Below are 22439 nucleotides of genomic sequence, written 5' to 3' on the forward strand. Positions count from 1 at the left end.
ACCTATTTAATCACATCTTTTCATCAAGGGCAGAATCAACATAGTGGATACACCAATCAACTAACTCTTCAAAGTCAGCTTCAATCACAGCCATATCACCACGTAAATGTTCCCAAATACCATTTATAATTTCATCAATTGAATCACAGTCTAAATCATCAGGAAGACGATCCCATGCCATGTGAATCAAATCATTGAGCGTTTCCGCTACATGTTCTTCATCCCCTTCCCAATCACCAACATCTTGAACGGCAAAAAGGTAGTCTTGAACATTTAGCAAGTCTTTCATTACAGGCTAGCCTCTAAGCATTTTACAAGTGCTTCAAGCCCTGCTTGGTCATCAGTATCAAATCGGCCAATACTTGGGCTATCTATGTCTAGTACCGCAAATACAGATCCATTTTTCATGATAGGTACAACTATCTCAGAATTTGATGCTGCATCACAGGCTATATGACCGTCAAAAGCATGCACATCTGAAATTAATTGGGTTTGCTCGGTCGCCGCAGCAGTGCCACATACCCCTTTTCCTACTGGAATACGAATACAAGCTGGATTGCCTTGAAATGGACCAAGTACCAATTCTGATGGTGAATCCATAAAATAAAAGCCCGCCCAATTCACATCTTCTAAAGAGGTAAATAACAGCGCGCTTATATTTGCCATATTGGCAATTATGTTTGATTCACCGCCTATCAGCGATTCAGTTTGCTTAACTAATGACTGGTAAAAATCGTGCTTTTGCATACCAAACTACTTCTTATTAAACATACAGTAGCTAAAGGTACTCTTTGTCACTAAAAATTGAAACCTTTTGCGGGTAAAAAAAAGGAAATTACATGGTTTTACGACACACTTGATTAAATATTCCGCAATTAACTTTGTACCGATTTACGCAGGCCGAATAAAAACAGTCCAGCGGCAAACCCTGACATCACACTATTAATTAAAAAGATCTCGCCTGTAGTGGCGCTCAAAAGATAACTAAAAATAGCGCCTCCCAGCAAGCCCAGTGTTAAAACTCCAGAATAATTTACCTTAGAATACTTAAACATAAGTAAATAACCCGGTACTACAAACGCGGCCATCGTTAACCCTACTATATGCGCGTTAGCAATAGCGGTCATTAATAGTCCTAAAAAAATAGAAACAGCGTCACCACGCATAGTCAATGCGTAGTAAATCCCCAACATACTGCCAATAATAACGGGAGATAATAATGAAAGTGCGACACTTTTTGCGAGTTGATGTTTCATTGTAAGATCCTTAACAAAAACATAAATCTTTAATTTCTAAGCATGCACTAAGAGCCAAAGCTTATAAATAGAGACTATGGTCGTATTTTCTAACTGAATATGCTTGGTTTTGAAGAAGGTATAGCGAATATGAGGCACAAAAAAGCCCGCAAATAGCGGGCTTATCTGATAATGGTGGAGAGATAGGGATTTGAACCCTAGAGGGGCTATAAACCCCTGCCGGTTTTCAAGACCGGTGCATTCGACCACTCTGCCATCTCTCCGAAAGTGCATAATCTACAAGTAAGAGTGTACTCATAATTATTTTAATAAGGTGGTGGAGAGATAGGGATTTGAACCCTAGAGGGGCTATAAACCCCTGCCGGTTTTCAAGACCGGTGCATTCGACCACTCTGCCATCTCTCCGCACGGCCTGAATAATAGGGAAACCCTTGGGCTTTGTGAAGCTTTTTTTTCATTTTTTTGTTCAAGTGATTAAAAAACAACTAATTTGTTTAAACATAAAGCAATGAGAGCAAATCCTAACCGGCAAATGAACTTTTATTTAAATTTAGTTGTCTATTGATCTACAAAGGTTTGCCCAAACATATAAGAGTTGGTAATCTAATTTTAGTTAAATTACAGGAACTACTTAGTTTCACTTACAGGAGCTCTACAATGGCGTTTAATCAATCGTACAATACTGCAAAGCCGGTAATGTCGACCATTGAAACAAACAAAGTGCTTAAAAACACTTATTTCTTACTTGCAATGACACTTGCATTTAGTGCAGTCACTGCCGGTATTTCAATGGCACTGCAATTACCTTACTTTATGGGACTTGTATTCACACTAGTTTCATTTGGTCTACTTTTTGTTGTTAATAAAAAAGCAGATACAGCATCTGGTGTATTTTGGGTGTTTGCGTTTACAGGATTAATGGGAGCCGGCTTAGGCCCTCTACTAAATCACTACGCGCAATTACCTAATGGCCCTATGCTAATTATGCAAGCGCTAGGTTCTACGGCGTTAATCTTCTTTGGTTTATCTGCTTATGCACTTAACACTAAAAAAGACTTCTCATTTATGGGTGGCTTTTTAACTGTAGGCTTAATCGTGGTTATCGTGGCAAGTATTGTAAATATTTTCTTAGGTAGCTCGTTAATGTTTATGGTTCTAAACGCAGCAGTTGTATTAATCATGTCTGGCCTAATTTTGTTCGATACGAGCAGAATCATTAACGGCGGCGAAACAAATTATATCCGTGCAACTGTATCTTTATACCTTAGCGTATATAACCTATTTACTTCATTACTTGCCTTACTTGGCGCAAATAATGACTAATTAAATAGTTCTGTTAAAATAGCCCCTTTATTGGGGCTTTTTTATTGGAATAGTTTTGGCACGCTTTGTACTTTCTTTACATACTCCACCATCAGATCACGATACCACTCAACGTATTGTTAAGTTTGCTCATGCCTGCCTAGCGCAGGGACATAGCGTTGATGCGTTATTTTTATACCAAGATGGTATTTATCATGCTTCAACTCATTTTGAGTTAGCCTCAGATGAGTTGAGTACTCCCTCGCTTTGGCAGCAACTGGCTGAAAAAAATATAAAACTAATGTTATGCGTTACTGCGGCTGAAAAGCGAGGCTTAGATATAAAGAATACCGGCGCATTTGCTGTTGCAGGCTTAGCTGAATTTGCCATGCTGGCCAGTGAAGCAGATAAATGGATACAATTTAAATGATTAATGTACTCGTAATTAGTCAGTCAAGCCCATTTGATGACATGCATATCCGCGATGCACTTGATATGACCCTTATTTTTGCTGCCGTAGATCAAAATATTAGCTGGTTGTTTAGCGGCCCAGCTGTGTTAGCGCTTAAAAAAAACCAAAAGCCAAATAGTTTAGGTATCAAAGATTTTTTTAAAAACATTAAAATGTTGGAAATCTATGATATTGAAAATATTTATGTGTGTGAAAAGTCACTGATTGATTATGGTTTAAGTAAAAGTGAACTACTCATTGAGGCAAACATAGTAAACTTTAATGCCCAAAAACAGTTAATTCACAATCAGCAGCATGTGGTGACCCTATGAGTACTTTACATATTTTTTCAAAACCACTGAATTACTACAGTACCCACAGCTTAGACAATCTAATTATGCTCACAGACAGTGTTTTACTCGTGGGTGACGCTTGCTTTGCAAAAGGGCAATATAGACAATTTGCTGACTCACTTTATATTTTAAAAGATGATGCAGAAGCTCGAGATATATCATTAAATATGAACGACAAAGCAATTAGCTATGATGAGTTCGTTACCCTCAGTTTAACTGCAAAACAATCAATTACTTGGTGAACCATGTTGGAATTTAATAATCAAACAATAGACACTGATAAACAAGGTTATTTGCTAGATCATACTGTTTGGTCAAAAGAGTTAGCCAATGTTATTGCAGAGCAAGAAAACATCACATTAACTGAGCAGCATTGGGAAGTTGTTAACTTTGTGCGAGAGTTTTATCTTGAATATAACACTAGTCCAGCCATTAGAATGTTAGTCAAAGCCATGGCTAAAGCACTCGGTGAGGATAAAGGGAACAGCATGTACTTATACAAACTTTTTCCTAAAGGGCCAGCCAAACAAGCAACTAAAATTGCGGGTTTACCTAAACCTGCACGGTGTATTTAATGAAGCATAAAACTGAACATTCGCCCTCCTCAAAGGGTAAGCGCAATACAGGCCGTACTTACTCTCGAAGTGGTATCAATAAAAGGACAGTAAAAAGACCAATAAAGCCGGCAATAGCGCAGAGCGATAAAAAAGTCATTTTATTTAATAAACCTTATGATGTTCTTTGCCAGTTCACTGACGATCAAAATAGGCAAACATTGGCTAATTTTATTTCTATAAAAGATGTTTACGCAGCAGGTCGTTTAGACAGGGACAGCGAAGGGTTGTTGTTATTAACAAACTGCGGCAAGTTACAAAATACGCTCACATCGCCTGGTAAAAAAACCAACAAAACCTATTGGGTTCAGGTTGAAGGGATCCCAACACAAGCATCTATCGATGCTTTAAATAAAGGTGTCGAACTAAAAGATGGCATCACCTTGCCCGCTGAAGTAACTTTAATGAATGAACCAGCGCTTTGGCCAAGGACTCCTCCTGTGCGAGAGCGTAAATCAATACCTACATCATGGCTAAGTATTACAATTAACGAAGGCAGAAATCGTCAAGTTAGACGTATGACAGCTCATGTTGGCCACCCTACTTTGCGTTTAATTCGCTACAGTATCGGTAAATACACGCTAGAGGGAATAAATAGCGGAGAATTCAAAGAAATTGATAATTAACCATCAAGTTGCGTTAATTATCTAATTATCTGTAGCTAAAGCAATACAATTTCTTCCTTGTTTTTTCGCGTAATAAAGTGCGTTATCTGCTTGTTTAAAAAATTGTGCATGATCGCCATCGTGTTCATGCTCTATGGTGTTTATTCCCATACTGACAGACAATATACCAGTAAAGCTGTCTTTGTGGGGAATGGCCATTTTTTCAATCGATTTTTGTATTTGTTCGGCAATAAATAATGCCCCTTGCTTACCTGTTTGAGGTAACAGCACGACAAACTCTTCTCCTCCGAATCGCGCAACAAAATCTTCTGGCCTGCAGACAGTTTCAGCTAATTTTTGCGCAACTTGAAATAAACATTTATCTCCTTCGAGATGACCATACCGGTCGTTATACTTTTTAAAATTATCGATATCAATAATGATCATCGAAAGCTCACGATGCTCGTTCGATAACTTGTTAAATTCAGACGTTAGTTTTTCATCAAAGCGCCGCCTGTTGGCTATTTTAGTGAGTGAGTCTAAAAACGCCATATCACTGAGTATTTCTTGAGTTTTTAAACGCTCAGTAGCATCGTTGAATATAGCAATAAATTCTCCTTCAACACTGATACCAGAAACTTGCATCACAATCTCACTGCCATCTTTACAAGAAATTCTGTAATCATTAGCTGGAATATCATCATTATTTTTGATTGGCTTGCTCAAGTGACTCCTGCCATAACGTTTGTGCAAATGTTCTGTAATCTTTTTCAGGGTAGGCTAATTTCCACCAAACATTAAGATTAGGTACGTCTTGTAACGTGTAACCAAATACATCAATAAAACGTTGGTTCACTTTTAAAATATCACCAGTTACCATACAAACATCACATACCGGTAAGGGTAGAATCGTGAATAACCGCGCATAATGACTCAGCTCATGCTTGCGCATAGGGTGTTGGGTAGTGCTTATAACATTATAGTCTTGTTCTTTGTTTTCACGTTCAAGCGATACATTCATTGAAGCGACAAAATGCCACTCTACCCACCATTTCTCTAACTGGCTTAAAATTGCCTTTTGTGATGATTTTAAAGAGCCTAGAGAGGATTCTATAAGCCTAAACAGCTCAACAATCGGATTAGGCTCTTGATAAAGATAGGGAGCTGGCACAGTTATAATGTCATAGAATAACTTATAAGCTGATTCTTTGAATTGCTGTAGTGAATAATCGTCTTCAAAAGTAAGATTTGACACCGTTTTTTCGGACGTATCCAGCACAAACGACTTAACCAAATGTGATTGCGAGGCGTAATTCATATATTCATTCCATTGATTATATTTTAGGTTATTTAAGTATTTACGTGTTTAGATACTAATTAAGATATGGTAGGTAATCTCAAATGTAAAGTTTTGTTAATGAAGAATAGCGCTACGTAATTAAATACGACAAAAGCAACTTACAAAGTATGAAGCCATCAATATAATTCATTCCTTTTCATTAGCCTAAAAATGAGTAAATTACACACCAAACTACGCCTTACTAACCATTGGATGGAAAAAGTTACAACAAAATCTATTCAATCCCCCATCCTCTCTTTAAGCACCAACAAAATACATGCTATAATCGCGGCCTTTCCAAGTTAACAGTAATCTGTATAAGCGAAATTATTCATGAGCGAAAATAGTCACATTAAAGTCATCGTTGGTATGTCCGGCGGTGTTGATTCTTCTGTATCTGCATATTTATTAAAACAGCAAGGCTACCAAGTAGAAGGCTTGTTTATGAAGAACTGGGAAGAAGATGACAATGATGAATATTGCGCTGCTGCTGAAGATTTAAAAGATGCACAAGCTGTATGTGACAAGTTAGGCATTGAACTTCATACCGTTAATTTTGCTGCTGAATACTGGGATAATGTATTTGAATACTTTTTAGCAGAATACAAAGCGGGTCGTACACCCAACCCAGATATAATGTGTAATAAAGAAATAAAATTTAAAGCGTTTTTAGAGTTTGCTGCGCAAGCACTTGGTGCTGATTTTATTGCAACTGGTCACTATGTGCGCCGAGAGCTACGCGATGACAAATACGTAATGTGCCGAGGCCTAGACGATAACAAAGATCAAAGCTACTTTTTGTATACACTAAGCCATGAGCATATTGCGCAAACACTATTTCCTGTCGGAGATATTGCCAAACCAGAAGTACGCCGCATTGCTGAAGAACAGGATTTAATTACCCATGATAAAAAAGACAGCACCGGCATTTGTTTCATTGGCGAGCGTAAATTCAAAGATTTTCTGCAAAAGTTTTTGCCTGCACAACCTGGAGTAATTGAAGACACCGATGGTAACAATGTAGGTGAGCATGAAGGCTTGATGTATCACACCCTTGGCCAGCGTAAAGGTTTATTAATTGGTGGCATGAAAGAAGGCTCGGGCGAACCATGGTACGTGGTAGATAAAGATATAGAACGAAATGTTCTTGTTGTTGGTCAAGGTAAAGATCACCCTCGCTTGTACAGTAACGGCCTTAATGCAAACCAATTACACTGGGTAGATCGCGTTGGCCCGCAAGGTACAACTCGCTGCACCGTTAAAACTCGCTACCGTCAAGAAGACTTAAGCTGTACATTACTCGTTGGAGAAGATGGTATGGCACGCGTATTGTTTGATGAGCCGCAAAAAGCCGTTACCCCAGGACAATCCGCCGTATTTTACGCTGATGAAGTCTGTTTAGGCGGTGGTATTATTGATTCGGTGATTAAGTAATGAATCAACATCAAGTCATGGCACTTGCTGCCATGTGCCAAGTAGCAAAACAAGTACAAAAGGTTGCTCAATACGGTCGTTGTGATGAACATGACTTATCAACGTTGTTATCAAGTATTGTGCAAACCTCACCCGCCTCTCCTGAGGATGTATACCAAGGCACACAAAATTTGCGTGATGGCTATAAAACATTAATGGCACAACTGAGTGCCGGTGCTCAAAAAGATGTTGAAATAGTTAAATACGTGGGTGGCTTAATGCAGTTAGAGCGAGCCCTTAGTGCCAATAGTAAGAGCCTCAATGAATTAGGTAAACGTATTGATGATATTCATCGTCGTTTAGATCATTTTGCTATTACTGATGACAGTGTTGTTGCCGGTTTAGCAGATATATACTCGTCGGTGCTAAGCCCCCTTGGGCACCGAATCCAGGTTTATGGTAAACCCGAGTTATTAAAACAGCAGCTCACTCAAAACAAAATCCGTGCGTTACTTTTAGCCGGCATTCGTAGTGCAGTATTATGGCGTCAAATGGGCGGCAAACGTCGTCATTTCTTTTTTGCAAAAAGAAAAATTCTCGCCATTGCTAAAACAAAAATTTAATTATCGTTCAAACTAAAATTTAGGAGTTATTATGGAGCTTTCAGCGTTAACGGCTATCTCTCCGGTTGATGGTCGCTACGGCAGCAAAACCACTGAACTACGCAGTATTTTTAGCGAATTTGGATTAATCAAATACCGCGTAACCGTTGAAGTGCGTTGGTTGCAAGCGTTAGCTGCAGCAAGCGATATAAAAGAAGTCCCAGCTTTAAGCGAGCAAGCAAACGGACTATTAAATGCTATCGTCGATAACTTCTGTGAAGCCGATGCGCAGCGTGTTAAAGACATTGAACGCACCACTAACCATGATGTAAAAGCCGTAGAGTACCTACTAAAAGAAAAAGTAGCTGATAACGCTGAATTACATGCCATTAATGAATTTATTCACTTTGCATGTACATCTGAAGATATTAATAATCTATCTCACGGTTTAATGTTAAGTGAAGCACGTAACAATGTTATTTTACCTTATTGCGATGAGCTATTAAGCGCAATTAAAGAAAAAGCTGTTGAATACAAAGCCATTCCAATGATGACCCGTACGCATGGGCAACCTGCAACCCCATCAACTATGGGTAAAGAGTTTGCAAACGTATACATGCGTTTAAAGCGTCAACGTGATCAAATTGCCCAAGTAGAAATGCTAGGCAAAGTAAATGGTGCTGTAGGTAACTACAATGCTCACCTAAGTGCTTACCCTGATTACGACTGGCATACTCACGCAGATAAATTTGTAGCTAGCCTAGGTTTAACACTTAACCCGTTTACCACACAAATTGAACCGCATGACTACATTGCAGAACTATTTGATGCTATTGCGCGTTTTAATACTATATTGCTCGATTTTGACCGCGATATGTGGGGATACATTGCGCTTAATCACTTCAAGCAAAAAACCATTGCTGGTGAAATTGGCTCATCAACTATGCCACATAAAGTAAACCCTATTGATTTTGAAAACTCAGAAGGTAACTTAGGTTTAGCTAATGCCATATTAGGTCACTTAGCGCAAAAGCTGCCTGTTTCTCGTTGGCAACGTGATTTAACTGACTCAACCGTATTACGTAATTTAGGTGTAGGTATGGGTTATGCTGTTATTGCATACCAATCAACACTTAAAGGTGTAAGCAAGCTAGAAGTTAACGAACAGCGATTAGCCGATGAGCTTGACCAAAACTGGGAGCTATTAGCAGAGCCAATTCAAACAGTAATGCGTAAATACGGCATTGAAAAGCCATATGAAAAGCTAAAAGATTTAACGCGTGGTAAACGTGTAAATCAAGAAATTATGGCTGACTTCATTGATGGTTTAGATTTACCAGACGCTGCAAAAGCAGAAATGAAAAAGCTAACCCCAGCCAACTACATTGGTCGCGCTGTTGAGTTTATTGATGATTTAGTTTAATTACTCAAATCTACTAATAAAAAGCGAAAGGTACCTGCCTTTCGCTTTTTTCATTTAGGTCTTAACGTTATAGGCATTCTATGTATCAATTAAAAATAAATGAATTATCTGAGCAAGCGTTTTTAAATCAATATTGGCAAAAAAAGCCACTGTTAATCAAAAGAGGTTTTAATGACTTTAAAGACCCTCTTGATGCCAATGAACTGGCAGGCCTTGCTATGGAAGACAGCATAGAGTCGCGTATTATAACCAACCATAACCAGCAATGGCAGTCCCATCAAGGGCCGTTTGAAGATTTTGAAATACTCACCGACGAGCACGCTACTTTATTAGTACAAGCAGTCGATCATTGGCACCCAGAAGCCGCACAATTGCTTGAACCATTTCGTTTTATTCCTAACTGGCGCATAGATGATTTAATGATCAGCTACTCAACCCCTGGCGGTGGTGTTGGACCACACTTAGATCAATATGATGTATTTATTATACAAGGTGAAGGCAAACGCCATTGGCGTGTAGGCTTACCTGACGCCTCATTAAAGCAATTTGCTCAAAATAAAAGCTTGCTACAAGTTGAAGCTTTCACCGCAGTAATTGATTGTGTTTTAGAGCCTGGTGACATTTTGTACATACCACCAGGTTGTCCGCATGAAGGCTATGCCATTGAAAATGCTTTAAACTACTCGGTCGGATTTAGAGCGCCTAATCAACAAGATTTACTGTCTAGTTTTGCAGATCATATTATTGACACAGAAAGCGGCCAAAAGCGTTACACGGACCATACCCTCGCGCTACGTGATTCAAAAGGTGAGCTTACGCAAAGCGAAGTTGATAAAGTAAAAACGTTAATGCAGGCTTTAATAGAAAACGACAACTTATTTAAAAACTGGTTAGGAAACACATTAAGTCAACCTAAGCATGATATGGATTTAGCGCCTGAAGAAAACCCGTTTAGTACAGCTGAAATTATGCAACAACTTGAAAATGATGTGACATTTGAGCGTGTTGGTGGCACGCGTGCAATTTACCAATGCATAGGTGATGAGCTGCTTTTAAGTGTTAATGGCGAAAACTACCCTTTACCGCTATCTGATTTAGAGGCTGTAAAACAGCTAACTGATTTTATTGAATTTGATAGCAGCTTGCTGAATTCAACCACACCTAGCCTAGATTTTATCGAAACCTTTACTACACTGGTAAATGAGGGGATTTGGTTTAGCTAGGAGGAGGCTATGGTTTATACTGTTGACAAAGTTGATTGGCAAAGTGAAAAAGATCAACTTCAACAAATAAGAGAGCGTGTTTTTGTTTACGAATTACATATTCCAAAGAATATTGAATTTGATAGCTTAGATGCGTTCGCTCAACATATTCTGGTTACCGATAATATGCACTCACCTGTTGCCACAGGTCGATTATGTAATGATGGTTTAATAGGTAGAATTGCCGTACTACCCCAGCACCGCAATCGCAACGTTTATAAATCTCTACTTAATTTCATTGTAAAGCTTGCCGAAGAGCAAGGTATTGAGGCTGTCAGTATTAACTGTATTTTAAATGAAGTAGAACGATTCAAAAATAACGGCTTTACTGTGCAAGGGCACGTTTTTATGGAAGCTGGCATTCCAAGACAGCGAATGGAATGCCCTATTACATGCTTTGAAACACGGCCATTTACTTTAGTGCATTAACCAAAAAACGAGCCATTTGGCTCGTTTTTTACTTTATTCTTGTCGGTAATCTTTGAAGAACCGCTGCATTTTCATCATTGCACTGCTTAGATCATCTTTATTAGGTAAAAACACCAATCTAAAATGATCGGGATCTGGCCAGTTAAAAGCGCGCCCATGTACTAATAATATTTTTTCTGCCTTTAACAAGTCAAACATCATTTGTTCATCATTTTTAATATTAAACAATTTTGTATCAACTTTGGGAAATGCATACAGCGCCCCTTTTGGCTTTTTACAGCTTATCCCCTCAATTGCATTTAATCCACGCCAAGCAATATCTCGTTGCTCGTATAAGCGACCTCCGGGGTCAATTAAACTGTCAATGGATTGTACCCCACCCAATGCTTGCTGAATGGCATATTGAGCAGGGACGTTTGCGCATAAACGCATTGAGGCAAGAATATCGAGGCCTTTAATTAAATCTGTCATTAAGGCAGTGCGCCCGCTTAGCACCATCCAACCCATTCTAAGACCAGCGGCGCGATATGTCTTAGCTAAACCGTTAAACGTAATAATGGGAATATCGTCGCACAATGCACCAATAGAGGTATGGGTAACTCCGTCGTATAGGATTTTCTCGTATATTTCGTCACTTAATAGTAAAAGTTTGTGCTCTCGGGCAATGTTGATCAATTCTTCAAGCAAGGCATCACTGTACACTGCCCCTGTTGGATTATTAGGGTTTATTAACACCAATGCTTTAGTTTTCGAGGTGATTTTGCTTTTAATATCATCAATATCAGGAAACCAATCTTGCTCTTCATCACATAAATAGTGAACAGGGTTACCGCCTGCTAGCTTTACCGATGCAGTCCAAAGCGGATAATCGGGTGCAGGAATTAATACTTCATCGTCATTATTTAACAACGCTTGGGTAACCATTTGAATAAGTTCACTCACACCGTTGCCAATGTAAATATTATCAACGTCTAAGTTGTGTAAACCTCGCTGTTGGTAATGCTGATAAATAGCAACACGCGCAGAGTAAAGCCCTTTAGAATCACAATAGCCTTGAGCAGAATATAAATTACGGATAATGTCACGGTGCATATCTTCTGGCATATCAAAACCAAATGCCGCGGGGTTACCAATATTAAGCTTAAGTACTTTTTGGCCCTCGTCTTCCATTTTTTTAGCTTGCACTAAAACGGGACCACGGATGTCATAACAGACGCCGTCTAATTTATGACTCTTTTTTATTTCTGACATTGTTACCTCTAAAGAGCAAGTTAGTCTTAAGACTAACTCAGTAAAGCCGTGAATTACTAGGGAAATTAAGCGCTTAAAACTGAAAAAAATTCACGTTAACATTCTATTCTGTTCTTTTTAAACGAGCTTACCGCTGAGCTTGCCACTCATTTAATTTTGCTTGTGAGCCAATAACTTGCGCCATTAAATTATTTGCTGCATCAACAGCCTGTTCCTCGTTATCATTATTTAAATTATATTCAATTAAACGTGCCACTTCGGCTAAACTTGCCGCTCCAAACTGAGCTGCATTTGATTTAAGGCTATGAGAATGGCGAATAGCAGCCTCTTTATCTTGCCCAAGCGCTGCAATAGTTTCGCTTCCTAAGCGCTCAAATTCCGCACAACAAAATTCCAACGTATCTGGAAATTGTTCACCTAATAGCGATTCCATACTTTCTAAAGCGGATTCGTCGATACTGATCTCTGTCATATTAATGCCCTTTAATGCGGTCCTGCGATTTCTCTTTCATCTCTTACTCTATATCTAAGCACAAAAAAAACCAACTTTATTAATGCAAAAATGTATAATTAGGTTAAATGTATTAATCGAATGGTTAGCTTATGGCACGTGCACTTTGTGAACGCTGTAATTTTTCGCTAAGCACCTGTATTTGCAATGCAATCACCTGTGTTGATAATCAAACTCAGGTTGTTGTGTTACAGCACCCCAGTGAAGCAAAAATTAGTAAAAATACGGCACAGTTATTGGCATTAAGTTTAACGCGATGCAAAATAATTAAAGGCGAAAATAATCAAGACTTTGCTTGCTTGCAAAAGCTGCCGCTCAGCTCAACGGTGTTACTCTACCCAAACGAGGGCGCAATTGAGTTAGATTTAGCCAATAACAATGAAAACGTACAACCGATTACGCATTTAATAGTGATCGATGGAACATGGAATAAAGCTTTTAAAATTTTGCAATTAACTCCGCTATTAAAACAGTTTAAAACAGTAAGCTTTCGCCATATTCCTACTAACCGCTATGCTATTCGTAAAGCCCCAAGAGCAGATAGCTTGTCAACGCTAGAGGCAGTAGCGCATAGTTTATCGCTTATTGAAGCACTCAATCCGGCGCCGTTGTATGATTTATTAGATGAATTAATTACCAAACAAACCCAACATATGCCCGCTCACGTAAAAGCACGTTACCTGTAATTAAAAATGAAATAACTAATGCGTAATACCCCTTCTCGATTAAAGCGCGGATTCTCACGCCAAGGCCCTGACTATCGTTTTGACGACCAAGTTGATTTTAGCGATATTAGAACGACTTTTGGTTTTCGTTCGATGGTGGTTGGTAAGTGGGTGACTAAAGAAGAGCGCTTTATTAGTGCCAATTTAATTTATGATGCACTGGCTGATTTAGCGCAAATTTTACATTTACCACCAACAGCAATTGGCCTTCGCGGTAAACTTAATTTTGCCTTTGGCCATGGCGGACAAAAAGGTGTGCAAGCACACTATAATGCTTATGACCAAACTCTCGCACTGGCAAAAAACGCAGGCGGCGGTGCTTTAGCCCATGAGTGGTTTCATGCATTCGACCATCATATTAGTGAGCATTTGTTTAAATCAAAAACCCGCTTTGGTTTCGCCTCTAAGTTATGGCTATCAAACTCTCCTGATTTGAGCCATCCACTTAATGATGCACTTAATCAATTTTATAAGCAGGTATTTTTAGCGCGAAACGGGGAAGATGCGAATGAATTTGTACAACGCTGTATCGCGTTTGATAAGGCACACAAGCAGCAATACATGAGTATGCCAGAGGAGCTTGCAGCTCGGTGTTTTGAAGCCTGTATAAATCAGCACCAAACAATAAAAAATAGCTTTTTGGTCAGTGGATTAAGCAGTAATAATTTAATTTACCCTGAGCTTAGCCAAACGCTACAAGCCAATGAAGCACTTAACCAATATTTTCAATTATTAGGTTACGCGCTTCATCAACAAACATAGTAATCGTTTCTAAAAATCAGAATTACTATTTATCATCACTGATACGACTTGCCACCGCGCTATTTTGATCTTTATATTTTGCATCAACACGGGTGTTATACGGGTTTTCACATGGGCCGGTGAGCGTTTCAAAACTCATTGCACCAATCTTCATCATAGGTCTGAGCGCAAGCGGCAGTTTACCCGAGTTGTAAAACTCTAAGACAATATTACCACTCCAACCAGGGTCGATTCTGTGTGCGGTGACATGCACCATTAAACCTAAACGTGCCAGTGACGAACGTCCATCTAACCAGCCAACAATATCAGCAGGTAACGTTACTTTTTCATAGGTTATTGCTAATGCAAGCTCACCAGGGTGTAAAAAGAATGCTTCACCTTCATCTAATACAATTTCGTCGCTCATTATTGATTCTAACGCTTTATTGAGCTGATCTTTTGGTCCACTTAAGTCAACGTAAGCAGCATTATGGGCATGAAAAGTTCTAAACTTATTACCCAAACGAAGATCCGCAGTCACCCCTGAAATCATTTCACTGGTTGGCGCTGGCTCAATAACAATCCGCCCATCGTTTAAATATTCTTTTATATGTGTATCTGAAAGTCTCATTTTTAATCTTCCGTAATCACAACTTCAATCGCGTTGTGATGTTGTTGATAGTAAAGCGTGCTGGCAATGAGCCGTGCGGCTGCACTGTAGGTTTCACTTATAGCGGCACTTGCATCATTGGCAATCAATTTACCTTGTTCAGAGGATTCTCTGATATTAATCGCAAGCGGAATGTGCGAAAGCACAGGAACACCATGCTTCATGGCTAATTTTTGTGCGCCATCTTTACCGAATACATGATTAGCCTCGCCGCAATGGCCGCAAATGTAATGGCTCATATTTTCAATTAAACCAAGCACTGGCACGTTTACTTTATTAAACATAGCGATGCCTTTTTGCGCATCTGCCAACGCCAAGTCTTGTGGCGTAGTAACAATTACAGTGCCACTGGCTGGAACTTTTTGGCTCATGGTTAATTGAATATCGCCAGTGCCTGGGGGCATATCGACGATTAAGTAATCAAGCTCACCCCAATCGGTTTCATTTAATAGCTGACTAAGTGCACCTGAGGCCATGGGGCCTCGCCATACGGTAGCATCGTCGCTAGGCACTAAAAAGCCGATAGATTGCGCTTTAATGCCGCTGGCATCAAATGGTTGTAATTGTTTGTTGTCTTTAGTAACAGGCTCACTGCCTACCAAACCGAACAACATAGGAATAGACGGGCCGTAAATGTCAGCATCTAAAATACCTACTTTAGCGCCTTCATTTTTAAGCGACCCAGCAATGTTAACAGCAGTAGTTGACTTACCCACTCCGCCTTTACCTGAGGCCACTAAGATAATATGTTTTATAGCTTTAAATTTTGCTGGTTCTTTAAGTGCAACCACCGCGCTTACATTTACTTCAGTTTTAAGTCGCTCAGCTAAAAATTTAGCGACATAGGGCATTTCAGATTGCGCGGCAAACGGAAGAATGAGTTTAACAGTAATTGATTTATCGGTGTTTTGAGTAATATCAGCAATAAAATCTTGCTCAATACCCACAGCAAAAGCGGCGCTGCGATAGGCCGCTAGAGCAGAAATAATCGGTTGTTTTTGCACCGATTTAGCAGAGAATAGTTTCGACAGTCCAAACATAGCAATAAAATAGCGTTTCTTTGATGAAAAGTGCCACGGAATTATGTAACATTCAGGGCATTAACACCAGTCAATTAGTAAATATCCATAAGCAGTGTACTCTGTTAGCACCCCGCTTATCGATAATGTAATAATTTTCATCTGTTCCTGACTAGGAACGCTTAATTCGGAATGATTATGGCACAGCGAAAGATCCTGATTACTAGCGCATTACCTTATGCCAATGGCCCTACCCATTTAGGGCATTTATTAGAGTATATTCAAACTGATATTTGGTCACGTTTTCAAAAACTACAAGGCCACGAAGCATACTATGTGTGCGCCGATGATGCTCATGGCACACCTATTATGCTTAATGCGCAAAAGCAAGGGATCACGCCAGAGGAAATGGTTAAAAACGTTAGCATAGAACGCCAACGCGATTTTGCTGATTTTAATATCAAATTTGATAATTACCACAGCACTCACAGCCAAGAAAATAAAGAATTTAGTGAGCTTATTTATAACCGCCTTAACGATGCCGGTCATATTAAAAAGCACACTATTTCTCAGTTATTCGATCCAGAAAAAGGTATTTTTCTGCCAGACCGCTTTGTTACTGGCACCTGCCCTACCTGTAAATCAGAAGATCAAAATGGTGATAGCTGTGATGCCTGTGGCGCAACTTATAGCCCAACAGAGCTAATCAACCCACGCTCTGTCATGTCGGGTGCTGAGCCTATTTTAAAAGATTCTGAGCATTACTTTTTTGACTTACCAGCCTTTGAAGGCATGCTTAAAGAATGGCTACACTCAGGCACAATCCAGCAAGAAATGGCGAACAAGCTAGATGAGTGGTTTGCCGATGGTTTGCAGCAGTGGGACATAAGCCGTGATGCACCTTATTTTGGTTTTGAAATTCCAAACGCACCAGGTAAATATTTTTACGTATGGCTAGATGCGCCTATTGGTTATATGGCGAGCTTTAAGAACTTATGTGACAAACAAGGCATCGACTTTGATGCTTTTTGGCAAGAAGGGTCTGACGCTGAGCTTTATCATTTTATTGGTAAAGACATTATCTATTTCCACAGCCTGTTTTGGCCTGCGATGTTAGAGGGCGCTCAATTTAGAAAGCCTACTAACGTATTTGCTCATGGATTTGTTACGGTGAATGGCGCGAAAATGTCTAAATCAAAAGGCACGTTTATTAAAGCGCGTACTTATTTAGATAACCTAGATCCTGAATTTTTACGTTATTACTACGCAGCTAAACTTAATAGTGGTATTACCGATTTAGACTTAAACCTAGAAGATTTTGCACAGCGTGTAAATTCAGACTTAGTGGGTAAAGTAGTTAATATTGCGAGCCGTTGTGCTGGCTTTATTACTAAAAAGTTTGACGGTAAGTTAAGCGACACAATTATGGAACCACAGCTGCTTGCTGAGTTTCAAAATGCCTCAGCCACTATTACTGAACATTACGAAAATCGTGAATACAGCCGCGCAATCCGTGAAATTATGGCGCTTGCTGATAAAGCAAATCAATTTATTGATAATGCTGCGCCTTGGGTGCTTATTAAAGACGAGTCTAAGCAAGAAGAAGCGCATCAGGTATGTTCGTTAGGACTTAACCTATTTCGCGTGCTGATCACTTACTTGAAGCCTGTACTACCTGGTATGGCAACAAATGTTGAAGCCTTTTTAAATGATGAGCTTACATGGCAAGGTGTGCAAACTGCACTAATAAGCCACCCTATCAATAAATTTAAGCCGTTAATGCAACGTGTTGAAATGGACAAAGTGAATAAAATGGTTGAAGAATCAAAAGAAAGCTTAATCGCTGAAAAAGACAAAATCGATCCTAATAGCCCACTGGCAAAAGAGCCTATCGCAGCTGAGATTGAATTTGATGACTTTGCAAAAGTAGATTTACGCGTTGCTAAAATTGCTAAAGCAGAGCACGTAGAAGGCGCAGACAAACTACTTAAGTTAACTCTTGATTTAGGCGGCGAAACGCGCCAAGTATTTGCAGGCATTAAATCAGCTTACGCACCAGAAGACATCGAAGGAAAGCTAACTGTGATGGTTGCGAACCTTAAACCACGTAAAATGCGCTTTGGAATGTCTGAAGGTATGGTACTTGCTGCAGGCCCGGGCGGTAAAGAAATATACATTCTTAACCCAGACGATGGTTCAGAACCTGGTATGCGAGTAATGTAAGCACTGTGCTTGTTTAAAAAGCCGCCAAATATTTAGCGGCTTTTTTATTGTTGACGTTATTTAGCTAAAGCGACTACTTTTGCTAAATGAATCACTAAGCATTGGGAGCTAATATAGATAAACCAATTTATATAGCGCACCTGAGGATAAAAACCTTGTCCTTGGTTACCATAAATCCAAAAAGCACCAATAATGGCATCAGCCAATGCAGCTAGTAAAAGCCCTAAGCTCACCCATATAATTGGTTTAGGGGCATAAAAACCACCATAAGTAACAACCAACACAAGACCCATAAGCCCCACGGCAGTTACCACCACACTATAAAAACCTGTCATAGCTAAAATTGGTATACCAGCTCCATCAAGATACATAGAGGCGAGTGACGTAGCACTTACAACCAGTACCGCAACTATGAAACAGGTGCTTTTTAGTCGCGATATAGCTTGCTGCCTTTTATAGGCCAACATACAGGCTAAAAATAAAAGGCTATAGCCAGGTGCAAACAATAAAATTGAATCAATTAAATAGTCATGCTTTATTAACGTTGCATAGCGATGATAGTGCTGGGATAAGTTAAAGTTAATTACATCCCCTACTATGCACAGCATTAAAGCTACGCTACATAGAAGCGCTATAAAGTGTAACTGCTTATCTTTAAACTGGTGAAATACCCAGCTCGTAATTGCCACACTATTAAACATCAGCAAACACAGCGAGCTCACTGTTAATAGCAATAAAATTTCTTTATTGTTAGGTGATATTAGCCCTATCAACAGCACAACTAAGGCGCATAACCAAGCAATAAAGGAAATAACCTGATGAGGGTGTTTTATAGATAAGGAATTGATTGCACTATCCGAAGTTTAAGATTCATAAATTTAATTTAGCAAATTATTATCGCTTAGGGTTTATTTTTTTAAGATCAGCTTGCACTTCTTTTTGTGTTTTTAGCCGACATTGTGCCAACTGCTCAAGTCGAATAGCCTTAATTGCCGCCAAGGGATCATCAGCACTAAGCCCACCAGCATCATAGGTGTTTTGTTGATTTATTACTTTATTATCATCTTGTCTAGTATGCATATTATCCTCACTTGGGACTGTTTATCGATTTTAGGCGCGGTACATCAAAAAATAAAAAAGTGCTGAAACACTGTACGATTTAGTTGAAAAACACCAGTTCATCTATATATTAGATATTACTAATATATAGAGGTGTATTATGCGCATTATTTTACTTTTTTCCAGTTTATTTATTTCATCCGCTGCTTTTGCTAACAATACCGACGAGGCACGACAAACCATCAAGGCATTTTCAACTGATTTAAAACAGGTACTGGTTAGTACTATGAAGCAAAGCGGCCCACTAGCGGCAATAAGTGTATGCAATATAGCAGCACCCGCTATTGCTTCACAACACAGCAATAGTAAGTGGCAAGTTAGCCGCAGTGCGTTAAAAACTCGTAACTCAGATAATCAACCCGATGCATGGCTCAAAAATGTTTTATTAAACTTTGAACAACGTAAGCTCAATGGCGAGCCTATAGCAAGCATAGAATATCAAGAGCAAAGACCGGATGGCTGGTATTTTGTAAAAGCGATCCCTACTCAAAAAGCGTGTTTGGCATGTCATGGCAGTCACATTGCCCCCGCAGTTTCTAAAAAAATAGCGACTTTATACCCTAATGATCAGGCAACTGATTTTAAACTGGGTGACATTCGTGGCGCCTTTATCGTTAAAAAGCCGATTAAAAAGCACCAACAGTAATTACGTCATTAAGCACTCGCTGCGTTTCGTTTTTTGTGGGCAACATATAAAGTATACGGCAACATTACGAGCTGATTTAATATGATAGCTGATATTAGCGCAAACAATAACGCACTGGTGGTTAAAGGAATACCTAACTTAAAGTTATCAAGTGTATTTTGTAATCTGTCGAAACGCTCAGGGGAGAATATATACAGCAATTTTTGCACTAAATTACCTTGCTCGAATAGCTTCATACCTTGATTTAAGTCAGCAAATAGCATCAAGGTTTGCTGTTTTTGTTCTGCATCTGCTCTAACACTCGGTTCAGTATTTGCTAAATGACGGTTTATCATTGCTTGTGTACTAGAAAATTTATATTGCTTTGCTGTGTTTGCATAGCCATCAACTTGCCACTTTGTCGCATGATACAAGCCCGCTAAATGTTGTTGGTAATGATCACTCAACTGCGGTAGTTGCAATGAAATAATAAAAGCACAAGCAAATATTAATTTATCAAGTATGTTAACGATCATCATCATCCTTTGTGCTACTTTGATTTAAACGTTTAGATGGTGTTTAAGGCCAGTTGACCTTTTGAGGTTAAATTTGCAAGGACCTAGGTATGTCACAATATAATAATTAAGTAGTATTGTAGATAGGTGGTACCATCACCCTTTGCTCAATCGCTTTGCAAGCACTAGTATTCTCTACATAAGCTCAAAAACCATAATACTTAACGTGATAAAGTTTATATAGGTATGGCTTCAATAGCAAAGCGCTTGAAGTGTTATAGGTATGCTCTTTACTTTAATGTTGCCAAAATAGCAACAGCTTTATAGATAAACCGGAGCTTATAACTGAAAAAACTCACTATAACCAGCATAAAGTATTAATTATCTCTCCTAAATCCCCCCTTTAATTCTAGTGATTTTTACACTATATTAAAAGATAATTAAGTGTCTGTTAATATTGAGAAAGAGTTTGTGGAAACGAATAACAATAACACCACTGTTGAAGATAATCCAACCGAAGACCAAAAGAAGTTTTTCCTCGATTTACTTCCTGGAAAGATGATCGATATACAATTTAACAACCCTATTCAAGTTCGCTTTAAGCTTACTTTAATTGGCTATGACACCGGTAAATATTTAATATTAAAATACCCTGCTCAAGCAGGTAAGAACGATTACAGCGATATTTTAGTTGAAGGCAATGGCGCTATTGTCCGTTATATCATTGAAGATGAACGCGGTGAATGTGTGGCTTTTTCAACCAGCATATTAGCAATTTCATTTCGCCCAGAACGATTAATTTATTTAGCTTACCCTAAAAAAATTGAAAGCCGTCAGCTGCGAGAAACAAGCAGGCTACCAACTCATATCCCAGCTAAAATAAGTTTACACAAAGGTGATGTAGACGCCGATAGTAAGAGCTTATTGCATGGGTTAATCATTGATATTTCACCCAGTGGCTGCCGCTTTGCGATACATGTGAGCTCTGGATTTGTTGCGCTAAAAAAACGCCAAGTATTTGTGCATATTTTGTCACCAATAGACAATAAGTCTGTCATAGTCACGTCCTATATCAGAAATAATCAAATGAAGGGTAATCGCCTAAGTGTTGGTATCGAGTTTGATGCATCAGAGCAAACGAAGCTAAATGAGCTACTCGAAGCGTATTCAATTGATATAGATTAGAAAAACCACAAACGAATTAAGGCTAACATATGCTTGGTTAGCCTCTATACCCACTGTTTTATTACTCTAAAGGTTTTAAGAACCGCTCTGTCCTAGGTAAGTAATAGTTATCGTAATCAAGCGATACAATCACACGCTCGGCTTTACCTAGTAATTCATCACGTGGGATAAGCCCTATTACTCTAGAATCTGCACTATTATCACGGTTATCACCCATAGCTAAATAGTAATGTTCAGGAATTGTTATTTCATCAAAGCTCGATAAACGTGATCGTGTATTACTAACGCGGATTGAATGCTTATAACCATTTAAGTTTTCTATTTTATCTGAAGAAGTCGTATTACTTTGCAAATTTGTGTAATTAAGCTTTTTACCATTGATTATGAGTTGATTATTTTTAAGTACAATAGTATCTCCAGGTACACCTATTACGCGCTTGATCAAGCGGTTATCCGCTACTTTCGAGTCAAATACAATAATATCGCCAGTTTGTGGGTCCGCCATTCTCAACAGGGATACATGCGTGAATGGTATACGTAAATCATACGCCATTTTATCGGTAAGGATTCGGTCGCCTTCTTCAATAGTCGGTTTCATTGAACCTGTTGGTATTTCGTACCAATCGGCGACGGCACTACGAAATACACTCATTAAAATAATGAATACAATTAAAGAGCGATTATTTTTCCAAAATTTATAAAGTTGCTTCATGTTTTGTCTCTGCTATGGGTTAAGTATTTATTTGACTGTATAAACGCAGAGCCGTTCAAAGGAGTGTGTAACAAAACATGTTTAATGATAGAGA

General features: G+C 38.9%; 27 protein-coding genes, 2 tRNA genes and 1 pseudogene. 16 read left to right on the forward strand and 14 right to left on the reverse strand.

Annotated elements, in window-relative coordinates; all coding sequences use genetic code 11:
• Positions 1-10: 10 nt before the first annotated feature.
• The 5 genes from FHG08_RS12115 to FHG08_RS12135 all read right to left on the reverse strand — a co-directional run bounded on the left by FHG08_RS12115 (position 11) and on the right by FHG08_RS12135 (position 1661).
• Positions 11-289 carry a hypothetical protein gene (locus FHG08_RS12115; protein WP_138606053.1) on the reverse strand — a complete coding sequence of 93 codons (279 nt, stop codon included), beginning with the start codon at positions 287-289 and terminating at the stop codon, positions 11-13.
• On the reverse strand, positions 289-747 hold the full coding sequence (locus tag FHG08_RS12120; RefSeq protein ID WP_054201014.1) for a GAF domain-containing protein: 459 nt from the start codon (positions 745-747) through the stop codon (positions 289-291). The genes FHG08_RS12115 and FHG08_RS12120 overlap by 1 nt, the downstream gene beginning before the upstream one ends.
• A 128-nt stretch (positions 748-875) precedes the next feature.
• Positions 876-1256 carry a hypothetical protein gene (locus tag FHG08_RS12125; protein WP_008112036.1) on the reverse strand — a complete coding sequence of 127 codons (381 nt, stop codon included), beginning with the start codon at positions 1254-1256 and terminating at the stop codon, positions 876-878.
• Positions 1257-1428: 172 nt separating this feature from the next.
• Positions 1429-1519: transfer RNA gene (locus FHG08_RS12130), tRNA-Ser, on the reverse strand.
• Between the two features lie 51 nt (positions 1520-1570).
• A tRNA-Ser gene (locus FHG08_RS12135) sits at positions 1571-1661 on the reverse strand.
• Between the two features lie 252 nt (positions 1662-1913).
• Here FHG08_RS12135 and FHG08_RS12140 point away from each other — a divergent pair.
• From FHG08_RS12140 to FHG08_RS12165, 6 genes are read left to right on the forward strand one after another with little or no spacing between them, the layout of a single operon-like run.
• Positions 1914-2579 carry a Bax inhibitor-1/YccA family protein gene (locus FHG08_RS12140; protein WP_008112034.1) on the forward strand — a complete coding sequence of 222 codons (666 nt, stop codon included), beginning with the start codon at positions 1914-1916 and terminating at the stop codon, positions 2577-2579.
• A gap of 55 nt (positions 2580-2634) precedes the next feature.
• The gene (gene tusD, locus FHG08_RS12145) at positions 2635-2988 is read left to right on the forward strand and encodes a sulfurtransferase complex subunit TusD (RefSeq protein ID WP_178956146.1); all 354 of its coding nucleotides are present in this window, start codon (positions 2635-2637) and stop codon (positions 2986-2988) included.
• Entirely contained in the window at positions 2985-3341 is a 357-nt protein-coding gene (gene tusC, locus FHG08_RS12150; protein WP_178956147.1) for a sulfurtransferase complex subunit TusC, read from the forward strand. The genes tusD and tusC overlap by 4 nt, the downstream gene beginning before the upstream one ends.
• Positions 3338-3604: a DsrH/TusB family sulfur metabolism protein gene (locus FHG08_RS12155; RefSeq protein ID WP_010390171.1), complete on the forward strand. Its 267-nt coding sequence runs from the start codon at positions 3338-3340 to the stop codon at positions 3602-3604. The genes tusC and FHG08_RS12155 overlap by 4 nt, the downstream gene beginning before the upstream one ends.
• A gap of 3 nt (positions 3605-3607) precedes the next feature.
• On the forward strand, positions 3608-3937 hold the full coding sequence (locus FHG08_RS12160; RefSeq protein ID WP_010390172.1) for a TusE/DsrC/DsvC family sulfur relay protein: 330 nt from the start codon (positions 3608-3610) through the stop codon (positions 3935-3937).
• The gene (locus tag FHG08_RS12165; protein ID WP_178956148.1) at positions 3937-4602 is read left to right on the forward strand and encodes a pseudouridine synthase; all 666 of its coding nucleotides are present in this window, start codon (positions 3937-3939) and stop codon (positions 4600-4602) included. Before FHG08_RS12160 ends, FHG08_RS12165 begins: the two co-directional genes overlap by 1 nt.
• Before the next feature lie 21 nt (positions 4603-4623).
• Here the strand turns inward: FHG08_RS12165 and FHG08_RS19245 are convergent.
• Positions 4624-5899: pseudogene (locus tag FHG08_RS19245) on the reverse strand (diguanylate cyclase).
• A 354-nt stretch (positions 5900-6253) separates the two neighbouring features.
• On the opposite strand from FHG08_RS19245, the gene mnmA reads away from it, so the two are divergent.
• From mnmA to FHG08_RS12195, 5 genes are all read left to right on the forward strand, one after another.
• Positions 6254-7354 (forward strand): tRNA 2-thiouridine(34) synthase MnmA, encoded by a 1101-nt coding sequence (mnmA, locus tag FHG08_RS12175; protein WP_010390175.1) that lies wholly within the window; start codon positions 6254-6256, stop codon positions 7352-7354.
• The gene (hflD, locus tag FHG08_RS12180; RefSeq protein ID WP_055012553.1) at positions 7354-7956 is read left to right on the forward strand and encodes a high frequency lysogenization protein HflD; all 603 of its coding nucleotides are present in this window, start codon (positions 7354-7356) and stop codon (positions 7954-7956) included. Before mnmA ends, hflD begins: the two co-directional genes overlap by 1 nt.
• Positions 7957-7987: 31 nt before the next feature.
• Complete coding sequence (purB, locus tag FHG08_RS12185; protein ID WP_055012554.1) at positions 7988-9358, forward strand: adenylosuccinate lyase; 1371 nt, start codon at positions 7988-7990, stop codon at positions 9356-9358.
• Between the two features lie 80 nt (positions 9359-9438).
• Entirely contained in the window at positions 9439-10581 is a 1143-nt protein-coding gene (locus tag FHG08_RS12190) for a cupin domain-containing protein (RefSeq protein WP_178956149.1), read from the forward strand.
• A 9-nt stretch (positions 10582-10590) separates the two neighbouring features.
• Entirely contained in the window at positions 10591-11049 is a 459-nt protein-coding gene (locus tag FHG08_RS12195; RefSeq protein ID WP_138606032.1) for a GNAT family N-acetyltransferase, read from the forward strand.
• Between the two features lie 33 nt (positions 11050-11082).
• Here the strand turns inward: FHG08_RS12195 and FHG08_RS12200 are convergent, their stop codons facing one another.
• Both FHG08_RS12200 and FHG08_RS12205 read right to left on the reverse strand, forming a co-directional pair.
• Positions 11083-12300 (reverse strand): pyridoxal phosphate-dependent aminotransferase, encoded by a 1218-nt coding sequence (locus FHG08_RS12200; protein ID WP_010390182.1) that lies wholly within the window; start codon positions 12298-12300, stop codon positions 11083-11085.
• A 127-nt stretch (positions 12301-12427) separates the two neighbouring features.
• Positions 12428-12772 carry an Hpt domain-containing protein gene (locus FHG08_RS12205; protein WP_138606028.1) on the reverse strand — a complete coding sequence of 115 codons (345 nt, stop codon included), beginning with the start codon at positions 12770-12772 and terminating at the stop codon, positions 12428-12430.
• 131 nt (positions 12773-12903) lie between these two features.
• Between FHG08_RS12205 and FHG08_RS12210 the strand changes: the two genes are divergently transcribed.
• Both FHG08_RS12210 and FHG08_RS12215 read left to right on the forward strand, forming a co-directional pair.
• Positions 12904-13497 carry a tRNA-uridine aminocarboxypropyltransferase gene (locus FHG08_RS12210; protein ID WP_178956150.1) on the forward strand — a complete coding sequence of 198 codons (594 nt, stop codon included), beginning with the start codon at positions 12904-12906 and terminating at the stop codon, positions 13495-13497.
• Positions 13498-13515: 18 nt separating this feature from the next.
• Positions 13516-14298 (forward strand): CLCA_X family protein, encoded by a 783-nt coding sequence (locus FHG08_RS12215; RefSeq protein ID WP_138606024.1) that lies wholly within the window; start codon positions 13516-13518, stop codon positions 14296-14298.
• A 25-nt stretch (positions 14299-14323) separates the two neighbouring features.
• Here the strand turns inward: FHG08_RS12215 and dcd are convergent, their stop codons facing one another.
• Together dcd and apbC are read right to left on the reverse strand one after the other, a co-directional pair.
• Positions 14324-14908: a dCTP deaminase gene (dcd, locus tag FHG08_RS12220; RefSeq protein ID WP_138606022.1), complete on the reverse strand. Its 585-nt coding sequence runs from the start codon at positions 14906-14908 to the stop codon at positions 14324-14326.
• 2 nt (positions 14909-14910) lie between these two features.
• A complete protein-coding gene (gene apbC, locus FHG08_RS12225; RefSeq protein WP_138606020.1) occupies positions 14911-15987 on the reverse strand; it encodes an iron-sulfur cluster carrier protein ApbC in 1077 nt (358 codons plus the stop codon).
• 177 nt (positions 15988-16164) lie between these two features.
• On the opposite strand from apbC, the gene metG reads away from it, so the two are divergent.
• A complete protein-coding gene (metG, locus tag FHG08_RS12230) occupies positions 16165-18189 on the forward strand; it encodes a methionine--tRNA ligase (RefSeq protein ID WP_041708923.1) in 2025 nt (674 codons plus the stop codon).
• 56 nt (positions 18190-18245) lie between these two features.
• Here the strand turns inward: metG and FHG08_RS12235 are convergent, their stop codons facing one another.
• Positions 18246-18878 (reverse strand): hypothetical protein, encoded by a 633-nt coding sequence (locus tag FHG08_RS12235; RefSeq protein ID WP_256872081.1) that lies wholly within the window; start codon positions 18876-18878, stop codon positions 18246-18248.
• Positions 18879-19083: 205 nt separating this feature from the next.
• Positions 19084-19269: a hypothetical protein gene (locus FHG08_RS12240; protein ID WP_178956151.1), complete on the reverse strand. Its 186-nt coding sequence runs from the start codon at positions 19267-19269 to the stop codon at positions 19084-19086.
• Positions 19270-19408: 139 nt separating this feature from the next.
• Here FHG08_RS12240 and FHG08_RS12245 point away from each other — a divergent pair, with 139 nt between their 5' ends.
• The gene (locus tag FHG08_RS12245) at positions 19409-19954 is read left to right on the forward strand and encodes a DUF3365 domain-containing protein (protein ID WP_138606015.1); all 546 of its coding nucleotides are present in this window, start codon (positions 19409-19411) and stop codon (positions 19952-19954) included.
• Positions 19955-19962: 8 nt separating this feature from the next.
• Here the strand turns inward: FHG08_RS12245 and FHG08_RS12250 are convergent, their stop codons facing one another.
• Positions 19963-20469 (reverse strand): DUF2937 family protein, encoded by a 507-nt coding sequence (locus tag FHG08_RS12250; RefSeq protein ID WP_138606013.1) that lies wholly within the window; start codon positions 20467-20469, stop codon positions 19963-19965.
• Between the two features lie 423 nt (positions 20470-20892).
• On the opposite strand from FHG08_RS12250, the gene FHG08_RS12255 reads away from it, so the two are divergent.
• Positions 20893-21633 (forward strand): flagellar brake protein, encoded by a 741-nt coding sequence (locus tag FHG08_RS12255; RefSeq protein ID WP_232735506.1) that lies wholly within the window; start codon positions 20893-20895, stop codon positions 21631-21633.
• Between the two features lie 61 nt (positions 21634-21694).
• On the opposite strand, the gene lepB is transcribed toward FHG08_RS12255, so the two are convergent.
• Positions 21695-22345 carry a signal peptidase I gene (gene lepB / locus FHG08_RS12260; protein WP_178956152.1) on the reverse strand — a complete coding sequence of 217 codons (651 nt, stop codon included), beginning with the start codon at positions 22343-22345 and terminating at the stop codon, positions 21695-21697.
• Positions 22346-22439: the final 94 nt, after the last annotated feature.

Origin of the sequence: Pseudoalteromonas sp. Scap03, from assembly GCF_013393115.1 — a bacterium.
Taxonomy (GTDB): domain Bacteria; phylum Pseudomonadota; class Gammaproteobacteria; order Enterobacterales; family Alteromonadaceae; genus Pseudoalteromonas.

Coding starts and splice junctions, on each gene's coding strand:
- FHG08_RS12115 (WP_138606053.1), bottom strand. CDS start 289: ATGAAAGACTTGCTAAATGTTCAAGACTACCTTTTTGCCGTTCAAGAT.
- FHG08_RS12120 (WP_054201014.1), bottom strand. CDS start 747: ATGCAAAAGCACGATTTTTACCAGTCATTAGTTAAGCAAACTGAATCG.
- FHG08_RS12125 (WP_008112036.1), bottom strand. CDS start 1,256: ATGAAACATCAACTCGCAAAAAGTGTCGCACTTTCATTATTATCTCCC.
- FHG08_RS12140 (WP_008112034.1), top strand. CDS start 1,914: ATGGCGTTTAATCAATCGTACAATACTGCAAAGCCGGTAATGTCGACC.
- tusC (WP_178956147.1), top strand. CDS start 2,985: ATGATTAATGTACTCGTAATTAGTCAGTCAAGCCCATTTGATGACATG.
- FHG08_RS12155 (WP_010390171.1), top strand. CDS start 3,338: ATGAGTACTTTACATATTTTTTCAAAACCACTGAATTACTACAGTACC.
- FHG08_RS12160 (WP_010390172.1), top strand. CDS start 3,608: ATGTTGGAATTTAATAATCAAACAATAGACACTGATAAACAAGGTTAT.
- FHG08_RS12165 (WP_178956148.1), top strand. CDS start 3,937: ATGAAGCATAAAACTGAACATTCGCCCTCCTCAAAGGGTAAGCGCAAT.
- mnmA (WP_010390175.1), top strand. CDS start 6,254: ATGAGCGAAAATAGTCACATTAAAGTCATCGTTGGTATGTCCGGCGGT.
- hflD (WP_055012553.1), top strand. CDS start 7,354: ATGAATCAACATCAAGTCATGGCACTTGCTGCCATGTGCCAAGTAGCA.
- purB (WP_055012554.1), top strand. CDS start 7,988: ATGGAGCTTTCAGCGTTAACGGCTATCTCTCCGGTTGATGGTCGCTAC.
- FHG08_RS12190 (WP_178956149.1), top strand. CDS start 9,439: ATGTATCAATTAAAAATAAATGAATTATCTGAGCAAGCGTTTTTAAAT.
- FHG08_RS12195 (WP_138606032.1), top strand. CDS start 10,591: ATGGTTTATACTGTTGACAAAGTTGATTGGCAAAGTGAAAAAGATCAA.
- FHG08_RS12200 (WP_010390182.1), bottom strand. CDS start 12,300: ATGTCAGAAATAAAAAAGAGTCATAAATTAGACGGCGTCTGTTATGAC.
- FHG08_RS12205 (WP_138606028.1), bottom strand. CDS start 12,772: ATGACAGAGATCAGTATCGACGAATCCGCTTTAGAAAGTATGGAATCG.
- FHG08_RS12210 (WP_178956150.1), top strand. CDS start 12,904: ATGGCACGTGCACTTTGTGAACGCTGTAATTTTTCGCTAAGCACCTGT.
- FHG08_RS12215 (WP_138606024.1), top strand. CDS start 13,516: ATGCGTAATACCCCTTCTCGATTAAAGCGCGGATTCTCACGCCAAGGC.
- dcd (WP_138606022.1), bottom strand. CDS start 14,908: ATGAGACTTTCAGATACACATATAAAAGAATATTTAAACGATGGGCGG.
- apbC (WP_138606020.1), bottom strand. CDS start 15,987: ATGTTTGGACTGTCGAAACTATTCTCTGCTAAATCGGTGCAAAAACAA.
- metG (WP_041708923.1), top strand. CDS start 16,165: ATGGCACAGCGAAAGATCCTGATTACTAGCGCATTACCTTATGCCAAT.
- FHG08_RS12240 (WP_178956151.1), bottom strand. CDS start 19,269: ATGCATACTAGACAAGATGATAATAAAGTAATAAATCAACAAAACACC.
- FHG08_RS12245 (WP_138606015.1), top strand. CDS start 19,409: ATGCGCATTATTTTACTTTTTTCCAGTTTATTTATTTCATCCGCTGCT.
- FHG08_RS12250 (WP_138606013.1), bottom strand. CDS start 20,469: ATGATCGTTAACATACTTGATAAATTAATATTTGCTTGTGCTTTTATT.
- lepB (WP_178956152.1), bottom strand. CDS start 22,345: ATGAAGCAACTTTATAAATTTTGGAAAAATAATCGCTCTTTAATTGTA.